Source organism: Specibacter sp. BI4 (genome assembly GCF_056680095.1).
On sequence record NZ_CM155265.1, the window covers coordinates 3,949,678 to 3,967,887 of the forward strand.

At 64.5% G+C, this 18,210-nt stretch carries 16 protein-coding genes and 1 riboswitch; of the genes, 10 read left to right on the forward strand and 6 right to left on the reverse strand.

Features of this window, described 5'->3' with window-relative positions:
- Positions 1-5: 5 nt before the first annotated feature.
- Together AC1L6K_RS17860 and AC1L6K_RS17865 are read right to left on the reverse strand one after the other, a co-directional pair.
- Positions 6-671 carry a response regulator gene (locus AC1L6K_RS17860; RefSeq protein ID WP_480950172.1) on the reverse strand — a complete coding sequence of 222 codons (666 nt, stop codon included), beginning with the start codon at positions 669-671 and terminating at the stop codon, positions 6-8.
- Complete coding sequence (locus AC1L6K_RS17865; protein WP_480950173.1) at positions 668-1,942, reverse strand: sensor histidine kinase; 1,275 nt, start codon at positions 1,940-1,942, stop codon at positions 668-670. The genes AC1L6K_RS17860 and AC1L6K_RS17865 overlap by 4 nt, the downstream gene beginning before the upstream one ends.
- 212 nt (positions 1,943-2,154) lie before the next feature.
- Between AC1L6K_RS17865 and AC1L6K_RS17870 the strand changes: the two genes are divergently transcribed.
- Both AC1L6K_RS17870 and AC1L6K_RS17875 read left to right on the forward strand, forming a co-directional pair.
- The gene (locus tag AC1L6K_RS17870; protein ID WP_480950174.1) at positions 2,155-3,234 is read left to right on the forward strand and encodes a M4 family metallopeptidase; all 1,080 of its coding nucleotides are present in this window, start codon (positions 2,155-2,157) and stop codon (positions 3,232-3,234) included.
- The gene (locus tag AC1L6K_RS17875; protein WP_480950175.1) at positions 3,231-3,542 is read left to right on the forward strand and encodes a protealysin inhibitor emfourin; all 312 of its coding nucleotides are present in this window, start codon (positions 3,231-3,233) and stop codon (positions 3,540-3,542) included. The genes AC1L6K_RS17870 and AC1L6K_RS17875 overlap by 4 nt, the downstream gene beginning before the upstream one ends.
- A gap of 73 nt (positions 3,543-3,615) precedes the next feature.
- Here AC1L6K_RS17875 and AC1L6K_RS17880 read toward each other — a convergent pair whose 3' ends face one another.
- Together AC1L6K_RS17880 and glyA are read right to left on the reverse strand one after the other, a co-directional pair.
- Entirely contained in the window at positions 3,616-4,491 is an 876-nt protein-coding gene (locus AC1L6K_RS17880; RefSeq protein ID WP_480950176.1) for a bifunctional methylenetetrahydrofolate dehydrogenase/methenyltetrahydrofolate cyclohydrolase, read from the reverse strand.
- Positions 4,492-4,493: 2 nt separating this feature from the next.
- Positions 4,494-5,780 (reverse strand): serine hydroxymethyltransferase, encoded by a 1,287-nt coding sequence (gene glyA / locus AC1L6K_RS17885; RefSeq protein WP_480950177.1) that lies wholly within the window; start codon positions 5,778-5,780, stop codon positions 4,494-4,496.
- An 80-nt stretch (positions 5,781-5,860) separates the two neighbouring features.
- Positions 5,861-5,949: riboswitch (ZMP/ZTP riboswitch) on the reverse strand.
- A 40-nt stretch (positions 5,950-5,989) separates the two neighbouring features.
- Here glyA and purU point away from each other — a divergent pair.
- Positions 5,990-6,874 carry a formyltetrahydrofolate deformylase gene (purU, locus tag AC1L6K_RS17890; RefSeq protein WP_480950178.1) on the forward strand — a complete coding sequence of 295 codons (885 nt, stop codon included), beginning with the start codon at positions 5,990-5,992 and terminating at the stop codon, positions 6,872-6,874.
- Positions 6,875-6,926: 52 nt separating this feature from the next.
- On the opposite strand, the gene AC1L6K_RS17895 is transcribed toward purU, so the two are convergent.
- Positions 6,927-8,357, reverse strand: a complete 1,431-nt coding sequence (locus AC1L6K_RS17895) for an amino acid permease (RefSeq protein WP_480952819.1) — start codon at positions 8,355-8,357, stop codon at positions 6,927-6,929.
- Between the two features lie 561 nt (positions 8,358-8,918).
- Between AC1L6K_RS17895 and AC1L6K_RS17900 the strand changes: the two genes are divergently transcribed.
- From AC1L6K_RS17900 to AC1L6K_RS17925, 6 genes are all read left to right on the forward strand, one after another.
- Entirely contained in the window at positions 8,919-9,908 is a 990-nt protein-coding gene (locus tag AC1L6K_RS17900; RefSeq protein WP_480950179.1) for an aldo/keto reductase, read from the forward strand.
- Positions 9,909-9,976: 68 nt separating this feature from the next.
- Entirely contained in the window at positions 9,977-10,495 is a 519-nt protein-coding gene (locus AC1L6K_RS17905) for a gamma carbonic anhydrase family protein (RefSeq protein WP_480950180.1), read from the forward strand.
- 106 nt (positions 10,496-10,601) lie between these two features.
- Positions 10,602-11,807 (forward strand): ROK family transcriptional regulator, encoded by a 1,206-nt coding sequence (locus tag AC1L6K_RS17910; protein WP_480950181.1) that lies wholly within the window; start codon positions 10,602-10,604, stop codon positions 11,805-11,807.
- 185 nt (positions 11,808-11,992) lie between these two features.
- On the forward strand, positions 11,993-13,537 hold the full coding sequence (gene mmsA / locus AC1L6K_RS17915) for a multiple monosaccharide ABC transporter ATP-binding protein (RefSeq protein ID WP_480952820.1): 1,545 nt from the start codon (positions 11,993-11,995) through the stop codon (positions 13,535-13,537).
- Positions 13,538-13,564: 27 nt separating this feature from the next.
- Entirely contained in the window at positions 13,565-14,833 is a 1,269-nt protein-coding gene (gene mmsB / locus AC1L6K_RS17920; RefSeq protein ID WP_480950182.1) for a multiple monosaccharide ABC transporter permease, read from the forward strand.
- A gap of 44 nt (positions 14,834-14,877) precedes the next feature.
- On the forward strand, positions 14,878-15,975 hold the full coding sequence (locus AC1L6K_RS17925) for a substrate-binding domain-containing protein (protein ID WP_480950183.1): 1,098 nt from the start codon (positions 14,878-14,880) through the stop codon (positions 15,973-15,975).
- A gap of 248 nt (positions 15,976-16,223) precedes the next feature.
- On the opposite strand, the gene AC1L6K_RS17930 is transcribed toward AC1L6K_RS17925, so the two are convergent.
- Positions 16,224-16,907, reverse strand: coding sequence for a DNA alkylation repair protein (locus tag AC1L6K_RS17930; protein WP_480950184.1), 684 nt, complete (start codon positions 16,905-16,907; stop codon positions 16,224-16,226).
- 163 nt (positions 16,908-17,070) lie between these two features.
- Here AC1L6K_RS17930 and AC1L6K_RS17935 point away from each other — a divergent pair, with 163 nt between their 5' ends.
- The gene (locus AC1L6K_RS17935; RefSeq protein ID WP_480950185.1) at positions 17,071-18,168 is read left to right on the forward strand and encodes a Gfo/Idh/MocA family protein; all 1,098 of its coding nucleotides are present in this window, start codon (positions 17,071-17,073) and stop codon (positions 18,166-18,168) included.
- Positions 18,169-18,210 lie beyond the last annotated feature (42 nt).

The following is an 18,210-nucleotide window of genomic DNA, read 5'->3' on the forward strand; positions in this document are numbered from 1 at the left end:
TGCGGCTACCCGTTCCGTCCCGGGCGGACCAGGCCGGATTCGTAGGCGGTGACCACCAGCTGGACGCGATCGCGCGCCCCGAGCTTGGCCATGATGCGTGAGACGTGGGTCTTGGCCGTGAGCGGGGTGATGAACAGCCGTTCGGCGATCTCCGCATTGTTCAGCCCCTCCCCCACGAGCGCCAGCACCTCGCGTTCGCGTCCGGTAATCGCATCCAATGACGGGGCCGCACCCACACGCGGCGCAATGGCAGCCATGGCGCCCATGAGCCGGCGCGCCACCGACGGCGACAGCAGCGCGTCGCCCTCCATGACAACGCGGACGGCGCGCAGCAGTTCCTCCGGTTCAGTGTCCTTCACCAGGAATCCGGCGGCACCCACCCGCACCGCCTGCACAATGTACTCATCCAGTTCGAAGGTGGTCAGGATGATGATGTGGGTCCCGGGCAGTGCCGTGTCGGACAGGATGCGGCGGGCGGCGTCCAGGCCGTCGCCGCCGGGCATGCGGATGTCCATGAGGATGACGTCCGGGTGCAGTGTCCGGGCCAGGGCGACGGTGTCCATGCCGGTGCCGGATTCGCCGACCACCTCCATATCGGCTTCGGCATTGAGCAGGGCGCGGAAGCCGGCCCGGATCAACGTCTGGTCGTCGGCGATCAGGATCCGGATCATGGCGCCACGTCCGACGGCGGTTCGCCCACCCCGGCGTCTGCCACACCGGCATCTAGCAGCGGCACGAGGGCCGTGACGAGGGTGCCGGGATGCATGTCGGCAATGTCCAGGGTGCCGCCTATGGCGGCAAGCCGCTCGCGCATGCCGCGCAGGCCGTTGCCCTCGGGGGCGCCCCGCAGCCCGCGGCCGTCGTCACGGACACTGAGCAGCAGGTGTTCCACATTGGCACCGCCCGCTTCGCGCCCGTCCCTGGAGTCAGCTCTGGAATCAGCGGCGGAATCTGGTGCGGGGCCTGCCTTGTGCATTGCCTGCACTTTCTTGGGCGCTGCCTGCACCGCCAGCCGCACCACCACCTGGGACGCCCCGGCATGCCTGACGACATTCACCACGGCCTCCTGCACCACCCGATACACCGCTGCCTCCCCCGCAGGAGCCAGCCGTCCGCGCAAAAGCCCGGGGCCGCCGTCGTACGTCAATTCCGCAGCCAGGCCCGCACCCTTGACGTCGTCCAACAGCTGTGGCAGCCCGGCCAGCGTCAGCCCGGGCTGCAGGGGCGCATCCCGGCGCAGCACGCCCAGCAGCTCGCGGACCTGGTCGAGGGCATCCTTGCTGCCGGCCTTGATCGCCTCGAGTGCGGGCTTGAGCTGGGCGGGGTCGCGCTCGGCCAGGTGCAGTGCCACGGAGGCACGGACATTGATCATGGACAGGGAATGGGCCACGACGTCGTGGATGTCGCGGGCCAGCGCCAGCCGGTATTCATCCTCGGCCCGCGCCTTCGCCGCCAGCTCCTTGGCACGCCGCTCCGCAGCCCGCTCCCGCCGCAGACGCAGGCCCTCCCCCATGAACACGAGGATGACCAGCCAACCGGAAACGGCCGAGGCGCGGACGAAGTCGGGAGAGCCGCCGCGCACGGCAGCCCAGATGAACACGGCGGTGACGACGGTGCCTGCCACCGACCAGCTGAACGCCCGGCGGCGGGCGGCGGTGGCGAGGATGAGCGCGAGGCCCAGCGACAGGGGAACCGGCCCCCACGGGTAGCCAAGACCAAGGTAGGCGGCCGTGATGGCCAGGGCACCGCCAAGCATTGCCTCGGGGGCGCGGCGGTGCAGGAGCAGCAGCGCCGGGCCGGCCAGCAGCAGCACGACGCCGAGGCCGTCCAGCGGGTTCGCCAACGGCTGTCGCATGGCGGCAAAGTGCGTTCCGAGCAACTGCAGCGCGGCGGCGGCCACCGCAAGCACCACTATTGGCCGGGGGCGGCGCGCAGATTCCATGAATTGAGCGTAGTCCCGCGCGGGGCGGCGCACATCACCCCTGGCGTGCATGGCCCGTACTCCCGCGGGAGCATGCGGTGAGGGGAGACGCCGCTGGCCGGCCTGAAGCCGGGCAGCGACCGTGCAGCTCAATCCGGACCCCATTCATTCCTTGCCGCAGCCCACGAACAGGCGCATCATGGTGGAAACGGGTTGAGGGAAGGGACAATGACATGTCGGGAATCCAAGGCCGGGCGCGCTGCAGCATCGCGCCCCCGGATCTGCTGGGGCGGCTGGCCGTCGAGGGGACGCCAAAACAACGCGAAGCCGCCGTCCGCGCCCTGGCCACCTCCGCCGCCATCCGTTCCCAACGCGCCGTCATGGGCAGGCTGAACCGCCAGCTCAAGGTGAACCTCGGGCAGGGACTGGGCCTCGGCGTCGCCCCTGACCGGCGTCTGACCGTCTACGACAACAAAACGAACGGCAGGGCCTTCCTGCCGGGGGTGCGGGCGCGGGACTGGGGGCAGCCACCGGTGGAGGATGCTGCCGTCAACCAGGCCTACGACGGCAGCAGTGCCACCTACGAGTTCTACCGTGATGTGTACCAGCGCAACTCCCTTGACGGCGCAGGCCTGGAACTTGTCTCCACCGTCCACTACGGCGTCGCCTTCGACAACGCGTTTTGGGACGGGGCCCAGATGGTTTACGGCGACGGCAGCGGACGCATCTTCCAGGTCGGCGGGCTGACCCGGGCCCTGGATGTCATCGGCCACGAGCTGACCCACGGCGTCACCGAACTGACAGCCGCACTGGTCTACAGCAAGCAGGCGGGGGCGCTGAATGAATCCTTCTCCGACGTCTTTGGCTCACTCGTGAAGCAGTACAGCCTGAAGCAGGCAGCATCGGACGCCGACTGGCTCATTGGCGAGGGGATCCTGGTTCCCGGGCTGGGGACCGCCCTGCGCTCGATGATGAATCCCGGAACCGCCTACTCCGGCGACCGGCAGCCGGGCCACATGGACGACTACGTGGACCTGCCCGACAACAACGATCCCCGCAACGACAACGGCGGGGTGCACATCAATTCGGGCATCCCCAACCGCGCCTTTGCGCTGGCGGCCACCGCCATCGGCGGCAACGCCTGGGAGAAGGCAGGCAAGATCTGGTACACGGTGCTGACCACCCGGTTGCGGCCCGACTCGCAATTCGACGAGGCCGCCCGGGCCGCTGTCGCCGTCGCCGGGAGCTTGTTCAGTTCCACCGAACAGGACGCGGTCCATGACGCGTGGAAACAAGTCGGTGTGCTGTCATGAGGTTGATCATTTTCCGGGGGGCAGGCTTGGCGGGCATGGTTGCCCGCACCGAACTCGACGCCAAAGCCCTGCCGCAGGCCGCCGCGAAGACATTTGCCGTCGAGGTTGACCGCGCCAAGCTGCGCGAGGAGCCCCCTCCCCCGCCGGAAAAATCATGGCCCGATGCACAACTCTACGAACTCTGCTTGGAGGAGGCCGGTCCCACCATCAACGTCCGCTACAGCGACGAGAGCCTCCCCGAACAGGTCCGCCTGCTCGTGGCCTGGGTGGACGGGCGCCCCGAACGGGTCGAGTCGATCGAACGTTGATACCCGCCACAACAAAAAGGAGGCCGACGCCGGAACCTAAGTTCCGCCGTCGGCCTCCCCACGCCGGCAACAGCTAGTCGCGCTCTGCGGCCTCAACCACGTTGGCCAGCAGCATGGCGCGGGTCATCGGACCAACGCCGCCCGGGTTCGGGGAGATCCAGCTCGCCACCTCGGCGGCCGCCGGCTCCACGTCACCGGTGACAACAGCTTTTCCGTTGCCGTCATCCACGCGGCTCACGCCAACGTCCAGGACAATGGCGCCGGGCTTCAGGTCGGCGGCCTTGATCATGTGCGGCACGCCGGCGGCGGCAACCACCACGTCGGCCTCGCGCAGCTCGGCTGCCAGGTCCTTCGTGCCGGTGTGCGCCAGAACCACTGTGGCGTTGATGTCGCGGCGGGTCAGCAGCAGGCCCATGGGACGGCCGATCGTGACGCCACGGCCAACAACCACCACGCGCTTGCCGTTCAGTGAAATGCCGTGGCGCTCCAGCAGCACGACACAGCCCTTGGGCGTGCAGGGCAGCGGGGACGTCATGGGACGGTTCACGTTGGCGACCAGGCGCCCCAGGTTCATCGGGTGCAGGCCGTCGGCGTCCTTGGCCGGGTCGATGGCTTCAAGCACCACGTCCTGGTCAATGTGCTTCGGCAGGGGCAGCTGCACGATGTAGCCGGTGCAGGAGGGGTCCTCGTTGAGCTGGCGGACGGCGGCCAGGACTTCATCCTGGGTGGCCGTTTCGGGCAGGTCGATGCGGATGGACTTGATGCCAACTTCGGCACAGTCCTTGTGCTTTCCGCCCACGTACCACTGGGAGCCCGGATCCGAGCCAACCAGGATGGTGCCCAGGCCCGGGGTGACGCCACGGGCGGCGAGGGCCGCAACGCGTTCGGTCAACTCGGCTTTGATGGCTGCGGCTGTGGCCTTGCCATCAAGGATTTGAGCAGTCGCCATTTCTACCATTCTTCCTGACCGGGGTACAGGGGGAAGTTGGCGGTGAGTGCCTTGACGCGGGCGCTGAGGGCATCAACGTCTGCGCCGCCCTTCAGGGCTGCCGCGATGATCTCGGCAACCTCGGTGAACTCCGGGGCACCGAAGCCACGCGTGGCCAGTGCCGGGGTGCCGATGCGCAGGCCGGAGGTGACCATCGGGGGGCGGGGGTCGAACGGCACGGCGTTGCGGTTCACGGTGATGCCCACGCTGTGCAGGAGGTCCTCGGCCTGCTGGCCGTCAAGCACCGAGTTGCGCAGGTCGACCAGGACCAGGTGCACATCGGTGCCGCCGGTCAGCACGGACACGCCAGCTTCGGCAACGTCGGGAGCGTTCAGGCGCTCGGCAAGGATCTTGGCACCTTCCAGCACGCGGGCCTGGCGTTCCTTGAACTCCTCGCCGGCGGCAACCTTGAACGCCACGGCCTTGGCGGCGATGACGTGCATGAGCGGGCCGCCCTGCTGTCCCGGGAACACAGCGGAGTTGAGCTTCTTGGCCCATTCCTTCTTGGCCAGGATCACGCCGGAGCGCGGGCCCGAGAGGGTCTTGTGCACGGTGGAGGTGACGATGTCGGAGTACGGCACCGGGCTCGGGTGCAGGCCTGCGGCAACCAGTCCGGCAAAGTGGGCCATGTCGGTCCACAGCAGTGCGCCCACCTCGTCGGCGATGGAACGGAACGCGGCAAAGTCCAGCTGGCGCGGGTAAGCGGACCAGCCGGCGATGATGACCTGGGGCTTCTCGGCGATGGCCTGGGCGCGCAGCTTGTCCATGTCGATGCGGAAGGTGTCGGGTTCAACTTCGTAGGCGGCAACCTCGTACAGCTTGCCGGAGAAGTTCAGCTTCATGCCGTGGGTCAGGTGTCCACCGTGAGCCAGGGACAGGCCCAGGATCTTGTCGCCGGGCTTGATCATGGCGGCCAGTGCGGCGGCGTTGGCCTGGGCACCGGAGTGCGGCTGGACGTTGGCGTACTCGGCGCCGAACAGGTCCTTGACGCGCTCGATGGCCAGGGTTTCTGCCACGTCAACGTATTCGCAGCCGCCGTAGTAGCGGCGGCCCGGGTAGCCTTCGGCATACTTGTTGGTCAGAACCGAGCCCTGGGCTTCAAGGACGGCGCGGGGGGCGAAGTTTTCGCTGGCGATCATTTCCAGCGTGTCGCGTTGGCGGCCAAGCTCGTCCTTCAGGACGGCGGCGATTTCCGGGTCAAGCTCGGAGAGCGGGGCGTTGGTGACGGACTGGGTGGGGGAAAAAGACACTACAGACTCCTGAGTGGACAGCACGAAAAAACTCTTCTTGAAAAGGTTATCGCCAAACCCCTAGGTATTGGCTTACGTGACCTTGCGTCCCAGGCGTACGATCGCTTTGGTCTTCGTTCGTGCTGCTCCCCGGTGGTGTCCCACCTCATCGCCAGTCGCAACCCCTTAATAGTAATACAGGGCCGCAATTCGACGGTAACGTTGGATGGGTGACTGACTTGATTTCCCCCACAGATGCCTCCCCCGCCGCTTCGCGCGGTTATGTGCTGACCCTTTCCTGCGCCGACCAGCCTGGCATTGTCCACGCCGTCTCCGGTTCCCTGCTGGAGGTCGGCTGCAACATCACCGACTCCCAGCAATACGGCAACCCCGACACCGGCACGTTCTTCATGCGGGTCGCCGTTGAAACCTCGACGTCGTTCAGCCGCCTCCGCGAACACCTCGAGCTGGTGGCTGCAAGGTTTGCGCTGAAGTGGACGCTGCACCGTGCGGGCGCCCCGGTCCGCACCTTGATCCTGGCCTCCAAGGCGGCGCACTGCCTGAACGACCTGCTGTTCCTGCAGCGCTCCGGCACCCTGCCCGTGGAAATCCCCGCCATCGTCTCCAACCACATGGACCTGAAACCGCTGGCCGACTTCTACGGCATCCCCTTCCACTACATCCCCGTCACAGCCGAGACGAAGGCAGACGCGGAAGCTGCACTGCTGGAATTGGTGGCGGAGCTCGGCGTCGAACTTGTTGTCCTGGCCCGCTACATGCAGGTGCTCTCGGATGATCTTTGCAACCACCTCACCGGCCGCGCCATCAACATCCACCACTCGTTCCTGCCGTCCTTCAAGGGTGCCAAGCCGTACCACCAGGCGCATGCCCGCGGTGTGAAGATCATTGGCGCCACGGCCCACTACGTCACGGCGGCGCTGGATGAGGGGCCCATCATTGAGCAGGAAGTTATCCGCGTTGACCACGGCCACTCGGTGGAGCAGTTCGTCTCCATGGGCCGCGCCGTCGAGGCCCGCACACTGGCCCAGGCGGTGCAGTGGCATGCCGAACACCGCGTGCTGCTGGATGGGCACCGGACGGTCGTCTTCGACTGACCCACCTTCGGGAGGGGTCCACCACCCGGTCCCACCGCCCGGGAGCCGTCTGTCAGCGGTTTTCGAGGGCGGGCAGCGCCGGCTCGACGGGCGCGGCGGACAGCATCTCGTAGTCGGGTTGGGACAGTGCGGCCACCCGCGAGTGGCGGCGGCCGTAGGCGAAGTAGGCGATCAAGCCCACGATCATCCACACCAGGAACACCAGCCAGGTCAGGCCGCCAAGGTTGATCATCAGGTACACGCACATGAGCGCGCCGAGAATCGGCGTCACGGGGTAGAACGCCGCCCGGTAGCTGCGTGTGAGATCGGGGCGATTGCGGCGCAGGTAGATTACGGAGATATTGACAAGGGCAAAGGCGAACAGGGTCCCAATGCTTGTTGCGTCCGCCAGGGCGCCCAACGGCACCAACCCGGCCGTCAGCGCTACGGCGATGCCAACGATCAAGGTGCCTGCGACAGGGGTGCCGCGCTTGGCTGAAATCCTGCCGAACACCTTGGGCACCAGGCCGTCGCGCGACATGGAGACGAGGATCCGGGTCTGGCCATAAAGCACGGCCAGCACAACGCTGGTGATGGCCAGCACCGCACCGATGGCGAACACGGCGGCGATCCATGGCTTGTGGGTGATTTCCTGGAGGATCTGGACCAGGGCCGCTTCGGTGCCCTCGAACCAGGTCCATTCGCGGGCGCCGACGGCGGCAACGGCCACCAGAACGTAAATTGAGGTGACAATCACCATGGAAAGCATGATGGCCCGGGGCAGGTCGCGCTGCGGATTCTTTGCCTCTTCGCCCGCTGTGGACGCCGCATCGAAGCCAATGTAGGAGAAGAACACCCGGGAGGCCGCAGCAGAGACGCCGGCGGTGCCCATGGGCAGCAGCGGGTCAAAGTTGCCGACATTGAACGCCGTGAAGGCCACGGCGCAAAAGAACAGCAGAATCACGAGCTTGATGAACACAATGACGGTGTTGACCCAGGCGCTCTCCCTGGCACCGCGCATGAGCAGCACCATGGACAACAGCACGATGGCCATGGCGGGCACGTTCATGACGCCGCCGGAACCGGGCGGCTGGGACATGAAGTCGGGCAGCACCCACCCCAGGCCCGCGACGGATTCATTGACGTACTGGCCGGCCCCCACGGCCACGGCGGCCACTGACACCGCGTATTCCAGCACCAGGCACCAGCCGCAGATCCAGGCCATGCCTTCACCCAGCGTGGCGTAGGTGTAGGAATAGCTGGATCCGGACACCGGCACCATGCCGGCCATTTCCGCGTAGGAGATGGCGGAAAGCAGCGCCGCAACGCCGGCGATCAGGAACGAAATGAAGATGGCGGGCCCGGCCATCGGCACAGAATCGCCAAGGATCACAAAGATGCCGGTGCCCAGGGTTGCGCCGACGCTGATCATGGTCAGCTGCAGGACGCCGAAGCTCCTCACCAGCTTGCGCCCCTCGGAGCCGTTGTTGGCCTCCTGGACCATTTGCGCAATGGGCTTGCGCCGCAGCAGCTGGCGGCCCAGCCCCAGAGCAGCACCGGAACCGCCGCGTGAGCCCGTCGTCGCAGCGCCCGGCTCATCAATCGGTGGCATCCCAGGGTTTCCATTCTGTGTGGCCGGGATGGCAAATGCGGCTGCCATCCCTGCGATTTCCAATCCCCTGCAGCAGCCATCAAGGCGCCGTGGACGCTCATGCCGCTGTGCCCGTTGGGCAATGCGGACAAGGTCTCCGGCGTTGAGTTGCCAGGGGCAATCGACACACAATCCTACCGTGCCACCTCAGCCCGCCGGGGGCAGTGCCGGTGGAAGGTGCAGTGGATTGTGTCACGGCCGATGCCCACCCACCACAAATAATCTCCGCACATGGACAAACTATGGAGCCATTGGCCACCCGGACGGCACGACGGCGGGACGTTGCCGTGCGCTGCTCCCCCGCCTTGCACCCACCTGCTGCCGCGCCCTGCGTCAGCGGCGCACCGTTGTCCAGGCGCAGCGGCGCGCAGCGGGTCCCGACGATTCGCCAATCCGATTCGCTAGGCTGGGGGCATGCAAACTCACATCCTGGGGAAGACCAACCGCACCGTGTCCGCCGTCGGACTTGGCACATGGCAGCTTGGCGCCGACTGGGGTGACGTCAGCGAGACCGAGGCCCTGTCAGTGCTCACGGCCGCAGCCGACGCCGGCGTCACGTTCTTTGACACGGCTGATGTGTACGGGGACGGCCGCAGCGAGCAGGCCATTGGGCGCTTCCTCAAGGAGCGCGGCGCCGGCCACGGCATCACCGTCGCCACGAAGATGGGCCGGCGCATGGAACAGCTCCCGGAAAACTACGTCGTGGCGAACTTCCGGGCGTGGACCGAGCGCTCCCGCAAGAACCTGGGCGTGGACACCCTCGATTTGGTCCAGCTGCACTGCCCTCCCACCGCGGTTGTGACCTCGGACGAGGTTTATGACGCGCTCGACACGCTGGTGGCGGAGGGCGCCATCGCCAACTACGGCCTCAGCGTCGAAACGTGCGAGCAGGCGCTGGCCGCGATCGCCCGCCCCAACGTGGCAACCATCCAGATCATCCTCAACGCCTTCCGCCTGAAGCCCCTTGACCAGGTGCTGCCGGCGGCCCGCGAGGCCGGCGTCGGCATCATCGCCCGTGTCCCCCTCGCCAGCGGCCTGCTCTCCGGCAAATACACCGCAGCCACCACCTTCGCGGAGAACGACCACCGCAACTTCAACCGGGACGGCAGCCACTTCGACGTGGGCGAAACGTTCTCGGGCGTGGACTATGCGGTGGGGCTGGAGGCCGCGGAGAAGTTCTCGGCACTCGCCGCCGAAGCAGGCGGCACCACCGCGCAGGCTGCGCTGGCCTGGGTGGCGCAGCTCGACGGCGTCTCAAGCGTCATCCCCGGAGCCCGGTCCACCGGCCAGGCCGCGGCCAATGCCGCAGCCGGGGCGATGCCGCCGCTCGGCGCCGGGTTCAACGCCGGGGTCCGGGACATCTACGACTCCCTCCTGCGCGCCGACATCCACCCCCGCTGGTAGCCCGCCCGAACCGCCTGACCCTGCCCAGCCCCTGCCCAGCAACGACAACGCCCAAGAACGGACCAGCCATGAATCAATTCATCACCCTTGACGGCAACACACCCGAAGTCCACGAAAGCGCCTTCGTGGCCCACACCGCCGTCGTCATTGGGGCCGCGTCCCTGGGCGCCGACTCCAGCGTCTTCTACGGCGTCGTGGTGCGCGCGGACACCAACACCATCACCGTGGGTGCGGACAGCAACCTCCAGGACAACGTGGTCCTGCACGCCGACCCCGGCTTCCCCACCAAGGTTGGCAACGGGGTCAGCGTTGGCCACGGTGCCATCATCCACGGCTGCACTGTGGAGGATGACTGCCTGATCGGCATGAGCGCCACCATCATGAACGGTGCAGTCATTGGCGCCGGATCATTGGTGGCGGGAGGCGCCGTGGTTTTGGAAGGCGCCATCATCCCGCCCGGCTCGCTGGTTGCCGGCGTGCCCGCCAAGGTGCGCCGCGAATTGACCGCCGAGGAAGTGGAACATCTGAAGGACAACGCCCGGAACTACGTCGCCCTTGCTCGCAAGCACAAGGCAGTCCAGTCCTAGCTCGACGAACCGCAGGCATGCCCCACTTAGTTCATAGATTGAATTTGGTAATAAATCTTGTGTTAACTTCTTGACTGCACGATGAACATAAGGCACTCTCGTTTGTATGCCCGACGACCAAAAACCCACCACGCCGGCCCACCGGCGAGCCCGTAACCCCGGCTCGCAGTCCGCGCTTAGAAGTCGAAATCAACAGCGGCTCACGCAACAGCTGCTGAAGGGCGGCCCGGCAACCCAGGCTGATTTAGCCCGCAGCACGGGCCTCTCCACGGCCACGGTGTCCAATATCGTCAAGAGCATGGCCGCCGCGAAGCTGGTGACCCTCACACCTGTCACCAGTTCCGGGCGGCGGGCAATGTCGGTTCGCTACAACGGTGACAGCGCCATTGCCGCGGGCATCGATTTTGGCCGCACCCACGTCCGTGTGGTCCTGGCCAACACGGGATATCACGTGCTGGCCGAGGAGGAAGCACCGCTGCCACGGGGCCACCAGGCAGCAGAAGGCATCCAGACCGCCTCCCGTTTGCTGGATAAGCTCTTGAAAAAGGCAAGCATTTCCCGCTCCCAACTCATCGGCGCCGGAGCCGGCATCCCGGGGCCCATCGACAGCCGCAATGGCAAGGTGATTCGAGGTGCGATCCTGCCCGAATGGGTCGGCATCAACTTGCATGATGAGCTGGAAAAGGCGCTGGAAATCCCCGTCTTCGTTGATAACGACGCCAATCTGGGCGCCCTCGCCCAACTCACGTGGGGCGATCAAGGCACCGTCCAGAACCTGCTGTTTATCAAGATCGGCACCGGCATCGGCGCGGGGCTGATCCTCCGCGGCGAACTTTTCCACGGCAGCTTCGGTGTCACAGGGGAAATTGGTCACGTGACGATTGAGGAGCACGGCATGGTTTGCCGCTGCGGCAACCGCGGCTGCCTGGAGACGGTGGCCTCCACGGCCACCATGGTGGACTTGCTCAGCAGGGGGCAGGACCGCCTCATTTCGACGGCGGACATCCTCAGCCAGGCGGCTGCGGGAGAACCGGCAACCCTGCGCGTGCTCGACGACGCCGGCATGGCCATTGGCCGCGCCTTGGCCAATGTGGCGAACCTGATCAGCCCCGACGTCATCGTCGTCGGAGGTCCACTGACCGAGTTGGGTGAATTGTTCCTGGAGCCCATCCGCCGGGGGCTGCTGCGTCATGCCGTGCCCGTCATTGGTGACAGCATTGGGCTCAAGATGTCTCATCTGACGTCCCGGGCAGAGGCCCTGGGCGCCGCCGCATTGGTGTTTCAAAACGAGCCAAGTTCGATCATTTCTTAAACCGTTACCATCTCGTAGCGTTAAAGACTTGACCACAAGCATGTGAGCTAGTTTACTTTTCGAGTACAGGTTAATGCCTGTACTCCGCGAACTCAGTATTTTCCGCGGGCAAGGAAGCCCCGCCGTCCAGTGCGAACCCTGGCGGGGCAAAGACAAAGAAGTCAGTTGTGGAAGGCGTAAGCATTATGGTGTCCGCGAACCCCGTCATACTCGAGATGCGATCCATCACCAAGGAATTCCCTGGTGTGAAGGCACTTTCAGATGTATCCATCACCGTTCGTGCCAGCGAGATCCACTCCATCTGTGGCGAAAATGGTGCAGGCAAGTCAACTCTCATGAAGGTCCTCTCCGGCGTCTACCCCCACGGCAGCTACGACGGCGAGATCGTGTTCCAGAGCTCCGTTTGCGAGTTCAAGGACATCCGGGCCAGTGAAAACGCCGGGATCGTCATCATCCATCAGGAACTTGCCCTGATCCCCGAACTTTCCATCACCGAGAACATTTTCCTGGGCAACGAACCCACCAAGTTCGGTGTCATCAATTGGGCCGAGGCCCGCCTGCGGACCATGGAATTGATGGCCCGCGTTGGCTTGAGCGAGGATCCCGACACCCCGATCAAGGAAATCGGTGTCGGCAAGCAGCAGCTCGTTGAAATTGCCAAGGCGTTGAACAAATCGGTCAAGCTCCTCATCCTCGATGAGCCGACGGCTGCCCTGAACGAGTCCGATTCCCAGCACCTGCTGGACCTGATCCGCGGGCTCAAGGGCAAGGGCATCAGCTGCATCATGATCTCGCACAAGCTCAACGAGATCGAGCAGGTCTCGGATTCCATCACCATCATCCGTGACGGCAAGTCCATCGAGACCCTCGATGTGAAGGCCGACGGCGTGGATGAGGACAGGATCATCCGCGGCATGGTGGGGCGAACCCTGGAATCCCGTTTCCCGGACCACACGCCCAAGATCGGCGAAGTGTTCTTCGAGGTCAAAAATTGGACCGTGGCGCACCCCCAGATCGCGGACCGCCTGGTCTGCAAAAACTCAAGCTTCAACGTTCGCCGCGGCGAAATTGTTGGCATTGCCGGCCTCATGGGCGCGGGCCGCACCGAACTGACACGCTCCATCTTTGGCCGCTCCTACGGCAACTACCTTTCCGGGCAGATCATCAAGGACGGCAAGGAAATCACCCTGCGCAATGTCCCGCAGGCCATCAAGCACGGACTTGGCTACGTGACCGAGGACCGCAAGACGCTGGGTTTGAACCTGCTCGATGACATCAAGACCACCACGGTTTCGGCCAACCTTGATGCCATCTCAAAACGCACAGTGGTGGACCGCGACAAGGAATATTCGGTGGCAGAACGCTACCGTAAGCAACTCCGCACGAAGGCGCCCAGCGTGGACGAGGGCGTCTCGAAGCTCTCCGGCGGAAACCAGCAGAAGGTTGTCCTCGCGAAGTGGATGTTCACCGACCCTGATCTGCTCATTCTCGATGAGCCCACCCGCGGCATTGACGTGGGCGCCAAGTATGAGATCTACGGGATTATCCAGGCGCTGGCCAACCAGGGCAAGGGCGTGATCGTGATTTCGTCTGAACTGCCCGAGCTGCTCGGTATTTCGGATCGGATTTACACCATTTTTGAGGGCGCCATCACGGGTGTTCTCAACAAGAACCAGGCAAGCCAGGAAACGTTGATGAAACGCATGACCGCTGCCGCCAAGTCTGCCTAGATCCAGGGAAGAAAAAGGACACCCCCAATGAACATCTTCAAACAACTCTTCGGCGGCAATTCACGCCAATTCGGCATGATCTTTGCCCTCGTCGCCTTGGTGCTCTTCTTTCAGTGGAGGACGGATGGGTTGATTCTCACCCCTGACAACGTCATCAACTTGATGAACGGTTACTCCTACATCCTGATCCTTGCCATCGGCATGGTGCTGGTCATCATCGCCGGCCACATTGACCTCTCAGTGGGTTCCGTCGCTGCATTTGTTGGCATCGTCGTGGCACTGGTCATGCGTGACTGGGGCCTGCCCTGGTACATGGGCATCGTCGTCGGATTGGCATTGGGCGCCGCCATCGGTGCGTGGCAGGGCTTCTTCGTGGCCTTTGTGGGCATTCCCGCCTTCATCGTGACTCTGGCCGGCATGTTGCTGTTCCGCGGCGCCAACCAGCTCTTTGGCGAGTCATTGACCATCCCCGTTCCCAAGGAATTCCAAACCATCGGCGCCGGTTACCTGCCCGAAATTGGCCCGAACACCGGCTACAACAACCTGACGCTCCTCATCGGCATCCTCGGTGTTGTGGCCCTGGTCTGGGGAGAATTCCGCAGCCGCCGCAAGGCTGTGGCGCTGGGTTCCGACGTCAAGCCGCTGTGGGTCACCGTCACCAAGGTTGTGGTGTTCGCCGCCGTCATCCTTTATGTCACCTACCTGTTCGCCACCGGCCGCCCCGGCACGTCCTTCCCGATCCCCGGCATCATTCTCGGTGTTCTGGTCCTGATTTACGGCTTCATCTCCTCCCGCACCACGATTGGCCGCCACGTATACGCAGTGGGTGGCAACCGCCACGCCGCCGCACTCTCCGGCGTCAAGAGCAAGCGCACCGACTTCCTGGTCATGCTGAACATGTCCATGTTGGCCGGCCTGGCCGGCATGATCTTCGTTGCCCGTGCCAACGCCTCCGGCCCGTCGGACGGTGTTGGCTGGGAACTCGATGCCATCGCCGCCGTGTTCATTGGTGGCGCAGCCGTCACCGGCGGTGTGGGCACAGTGGTCGGTTCCATGATCGGTGGTTTGGTCATGGCCGTACTCAACAACGGCCTGCAATTGCTGGGTGTTGGATCCGACTGGACCCAGATCATCAAGGGCCTGGTTCTCCTGGCAGCTGTCGTCTTTGACGTCTACAACAAGAGCCAGGGCAAGGCGTCCTTCATCGGCTTGATGATGAAGAGACTTGGCGGCAGCAACAACCCCGATCTTGAAGTGGCCGAACCGCTCAAGGGCACCATCAAGACCGAGGCCTAAAACTTCCTCTTCTTTTACAAAAACCCAACAGAAAGCGAAGCACCATGTTGAAATTCAACAAGACGGTCAAGACAATGGCCGTTATCCTGGCCGCATCATCGCTGGCCCTTACCGGTTGTGGCCGGGCAGAGACGCCCGCGGCCTCAGAAGGTGCTGCCGCAGGCTTCGCCGCCGATTCCCTGATCGGTGTGGCACTGCCGAAGAAGACCAGTGAAAACTGGGTACTTGCCGAAAAGCTGTTCAATGACGGGCTCACAGGCGCCGGTTACAAGGCAGATGTCCAGTTCGCCAACGCTGGAGTTTCCGAACAGCAGAATCAAATCACTGCCATGGTCACCAAGGGTGCCAAGGTCATCATCGTCGGCGCACTGGACGGCGGCCAGCTCGGCACCCAGCTCAAGCAGGCCAAGGATGCCGGTGCAACCGTGATCGCCTATGACCGCTTGCTCGTGAACACGCCCGATGTTGACTACTACGTTGCTTATGACAACTTCAAGGTCGGTGAGCTGCAGGGACAGGCTCTGCTGGACGGAATGAAGGCCAAGAAGCCCGAAGGCCCGTACAACATTGAACTCTTTGCCGGATCCCCGGATGACGCCAACGCGAAGGTCTTCTTTGACGGTGCCATGAAGATTCTGAAGCCGAAGATCGACGACGGAACGGTTAAGGTCGTTTCGGGCCAGAAGACCTTCGAGCAGGCTGTCACCCAGGACTGGAAGGCAGAAAATGCGCAGAAGCGCATGGACACCCTCCTTGTCGGCAGTTACGGCAGCGAAACACTTGACGGTGTTCTCTCCCCGAATGACACCCTGGCACGCGCCATTTTGACCTCGGTCAAGGCTGCAGGCAAGGCCACCCCGACGGTGACCGGCCAGGATGCGGAAGTTGAGTCGGTCAAGTCCATCATGGCCGGGGAGCAGTACTCCACGATCAACAAGGACACCACGGCCCTGGTCCAGCACGCGATCCAGATGGTCAAGGACCTGCAGGCTGGCAAAACCCCTGAAATCAACGACCCCAAGTCCTACAACAACGGCGTGAAGGTCGTTCCGGCATTCCTGCTGGTTCCCCAGATCGTCACGAAGGAAAACGCTGCAGAGCAGTTCGCCAACGACAAGGTGCTGGGTCCGCTGACCAAGTAATCCTGCCCCCAGGCGACAGAAACGCCCAAGGCCCTGTCCGGCGTCGTTCTTAATGACGACGCCGGACAGGGCCTTGGGCGTTCTCGCTCGCTCCCGGGTGCCTCAGTTGCGTTTTTGGCACGCGTGGTCGGTGCCCAGCCGGGCGGCAGGTGACGGTGGTTCCGGCCACCAGCAGTGCGGCAACAATGAAGATGGGTATCCGCCGGCCGGTGCTGGTGCGGTGCCAGATGCTGCGCAAGCGCAGCTCCCTATTTGGCCTGCCGGCTGACCATCTCGTTGATCCAGATGGGCGCATAGGGGGAGGTGCAGTTGGGCGGGGTGGGGTAGTCCTTGAGCACCTCGAGGCGCTCACCAATTTCCAGCGCGCGGGCCCGCAGCTGCGGGTTTTCAATGCCAATCTGGGCCAGGCAATTGTTCATGGCCCATTGGAGGCGGTCCGGGGCGGACTTCATCCGCGCCTCGATGATGTCCAACAGGCCGGGCAGGTCCAGGCCTTCCGGTGACTTCACAATGCGTTCGCTGGTCAGCGCCCAGCCGGACGCCGCAACCACCGGGTCGGGGTCGGCAAACCATGCCTGGCGCAGCTCCTCTGCGTGGGCGCTCTTCTTCACCACGTAGTTCACGAGCCAGTCGTTGACCTTGGGGATGTGTGCCTGGCGCAGCATCGTGTCCAGCTCCTCCGCGGTGAAGGACTTGGGCCGGAACATCAGCAACGCCACCAGCCGTGCGGCGGTGTCGCCGGTGGCCCACAGCTCGCGGGCAAGGTCCTGCTGGGCCTTCAGCCGCTTCGCAATGGCACGCAGCTTGCCAAGGTTGACGCCGTGGTCGTCGCCGTGCTTCTCGTTGATGGCGCGAGCCTTGGGGTCCTCGAGCGCCGCCAGCTCGGCCAGCACCTGGGCCACAGTCGTAGCCGTCTCAGTCGTTTGCGCCATGTCAGTCTCCAATTCCAAGGCAGATGCGATTCATCCTACTGGGCGGAGCCGACCTTCGGGCGGCGCCAGCAAATCGGCCAGCGCCAAAAGTGTATTCGACGGTTTTCGTCGAAGCGCTTGTCATGTTTCCCCGCCGGCGGTGCATTGCTGGCAGAATGTGCGAATGAGCACCCCACGATTCGTCGGACGTCCCGACTGGTACACCACATTCAATCCCGAAACCCTTGCCGCCACCGGCACTCCCCTGCGCTGGGGCGTGATTGCCACCGGAAACATTGCCGGCACGGTTACGGCCGATCTGGCGCTGCTGGAAGACGCCGTGCTGCAGGCAGTGAGTTCGCGCAGCGAGAAGGGCGCGGCCGGGTTCGCCGCCCGGTATGGCTTTGCCACGCATTATTACGACGGCGGATCCGACGGCCTGGGTGCCCCCGGCCACCTCCAGCTGGTGCAGGACCCGGAGGTGGATGTGGTGTACATCGCCACCCCGCACGGGCAGCACTTTGATGTGGCACGGGCCGCCCTGGAGAACGGCAAGCACGTTTTGTGCGAGAAGGCGTTGACCATCACGGCTGCCGAGACGCGCGCCTTGATCACACTGGCGCGGGCCAAGGGGCTGTTCCTGATGGAAGCCGTGTGGGCACGGTTTGTGCCGGGCTACCAGCGCGCCCTGGAGATCATTGCCGCCGGCGAAATTGGTGAGGTGAAGTGGGTGCAGGCCGACCTCGGCTTTGTGGCGCCCTCGGATGAATCGTTGCGCATCTGGGCCCCCGCCGACGGCGGCGGGGCGCTCCTTGACCTCACCGTCTACCCGCTGCTGTGGGCGTGGGGAACACTGGGCCGGCCGGAGACGGTGTCAGCCACCGGCACGCTCACCTCCTTTGGTGTGGACGCGCAAAACACCATCACGCTCAGCTACGCCGGCGGCGGGCACGCCCAGCTGATCAGCCACCTGACCTCGCAGGGACCCAGCCGGGCCACCATCTCCGGCACCCTGGGATATCTGGAAACGGTGGATTCGCTGAACAACCCCCGGCAGCTCCTCATTTCCGGACCCGGCGACGCCAAACGCACCGAAACCTTTGACTACCCGGGCAGCGGCTACACCTACCAGCTGCGTGAAGTGACCCGGTGCATCCAGGCCGGACTGACCGAGAGCACGACCATGCCGCTGGACGATTCACTGGCGATCATGGAACTGTTCGACGAGGTCCGCCGCCAAATAGCTGTCAGCTACCCCAACGACGCCCGCACCGACCTCTAACCCTCCCCCTCCCAAACGCTCTCGCAGATATGGGGCACTTTT

What these genes read in the sequence shown, in the direction of transcription:
- AC1L6K_RS17860 (WP_480950172.1), bottom strand. Translation starts at nt 671, where the DNA reads ATGATCCGGATCCTGATCGCCGACGACCAGACGTTGATCCGGGCCGGC.
- AC1L6K_RS17865 (WP_480950173.1), bottom strand. Translation starts at nt 1,942, where the DNA reads ATGGAATCTGCGCGCCGCCCCCGGCCAATAGTGGTGCTTGCGGTGGCC.
- AC1L6K_RS17870 (WP_480950174.1), top strand. Translation starts at nt 2,155, where the DNA reads ATGTCGGGAATCCAAGGCCGGGCGCGCTGCAGCATCGCGCCCCCGGAT.
- AC1L6K_RS17875 (WP_480950175.1), top strand. Translation starts at nt 3,231, where the DNA reads ATGAGGTTGATCATTTTCCGGGGGGCAGGCTTGGCGGGCATGGTTGCC.
- AC1L6K_RS17880 (WP_480950176.1), bottom strand. Translation starts at nt 4,491, where the DNA reads ATGGCGACTGCTCAAATCCTTGATGGCAAGGCCACAGCCGCAGCCATC.
- AC1L6K_RS17895 (WP_480952819.1), bottom strand. Translation starts at nt 8,357, where the DNA reads ATGGTCCAGGAGGCCAACAACGGCTCCGAGGGGCGCAAGCTGGTGAGG.
- AC1L6K_RS17900 (WP_480950179.1), top strand. Translation starts at nt 8,919, where the DNA reads ATGCAAACTCACATCCTGGGGAAGACCAACCGCACCGTGTCCGCCGTC.
- AC1L6K_RS17905 (WP_480950180.1), top strand. Translation starts at nt 9,977, where the DNA reads ATGAATCAATTCATCACCCTTGACGGCAACACACCCGAAGTCCACGAA.
- AC1L6K_RS17910 (WP_480950181.1), top strand. Translation starts at nt 10,602, where the DNA reads ATGCCCGACGACCAAAAACCCACCACGCCGGCCCACCGGCGAGCCCGT.
- mmsA (WP_480952820.1), top strand. Translation starts at nt 11,993, where the DNA reads ATGGTGTCCGCGAACCCCGTCATACTCGAGATGCGATCCATCACCAAG.
- mmsB (WP_480950182.1), top strand. Translation starts at nt 13,565, where the DNA reads ATGAACATCTTCAAACAACTCTTCGGCGGCAATTCACGCCAATTCGGC.
- AC1L6K_RS17925 (WP_480950183.1), top strand. Translation starts at nt 14,878, where the DNA reads ATGTTGAAATTCAACAAGACGGTCAAGACAATGGCCGTTATCCTGGCC.
- AC1L6K_RS17930 (WP_480950184.1), bottom strand. Translation starts at nt 16,907, where the DNA reads ATGGCGCAAACGACTGAGACGGCTACGACTGTGGCCCAGGTGCTGGCC.
- AC1L6K_RS17935 (WP_480950185.1), top strand. Translation starts at nt 17,071, where the DNA reads ATGAGCACCCCACGATTCGTCGGACGTCCCGACTGGTACACCACATTC.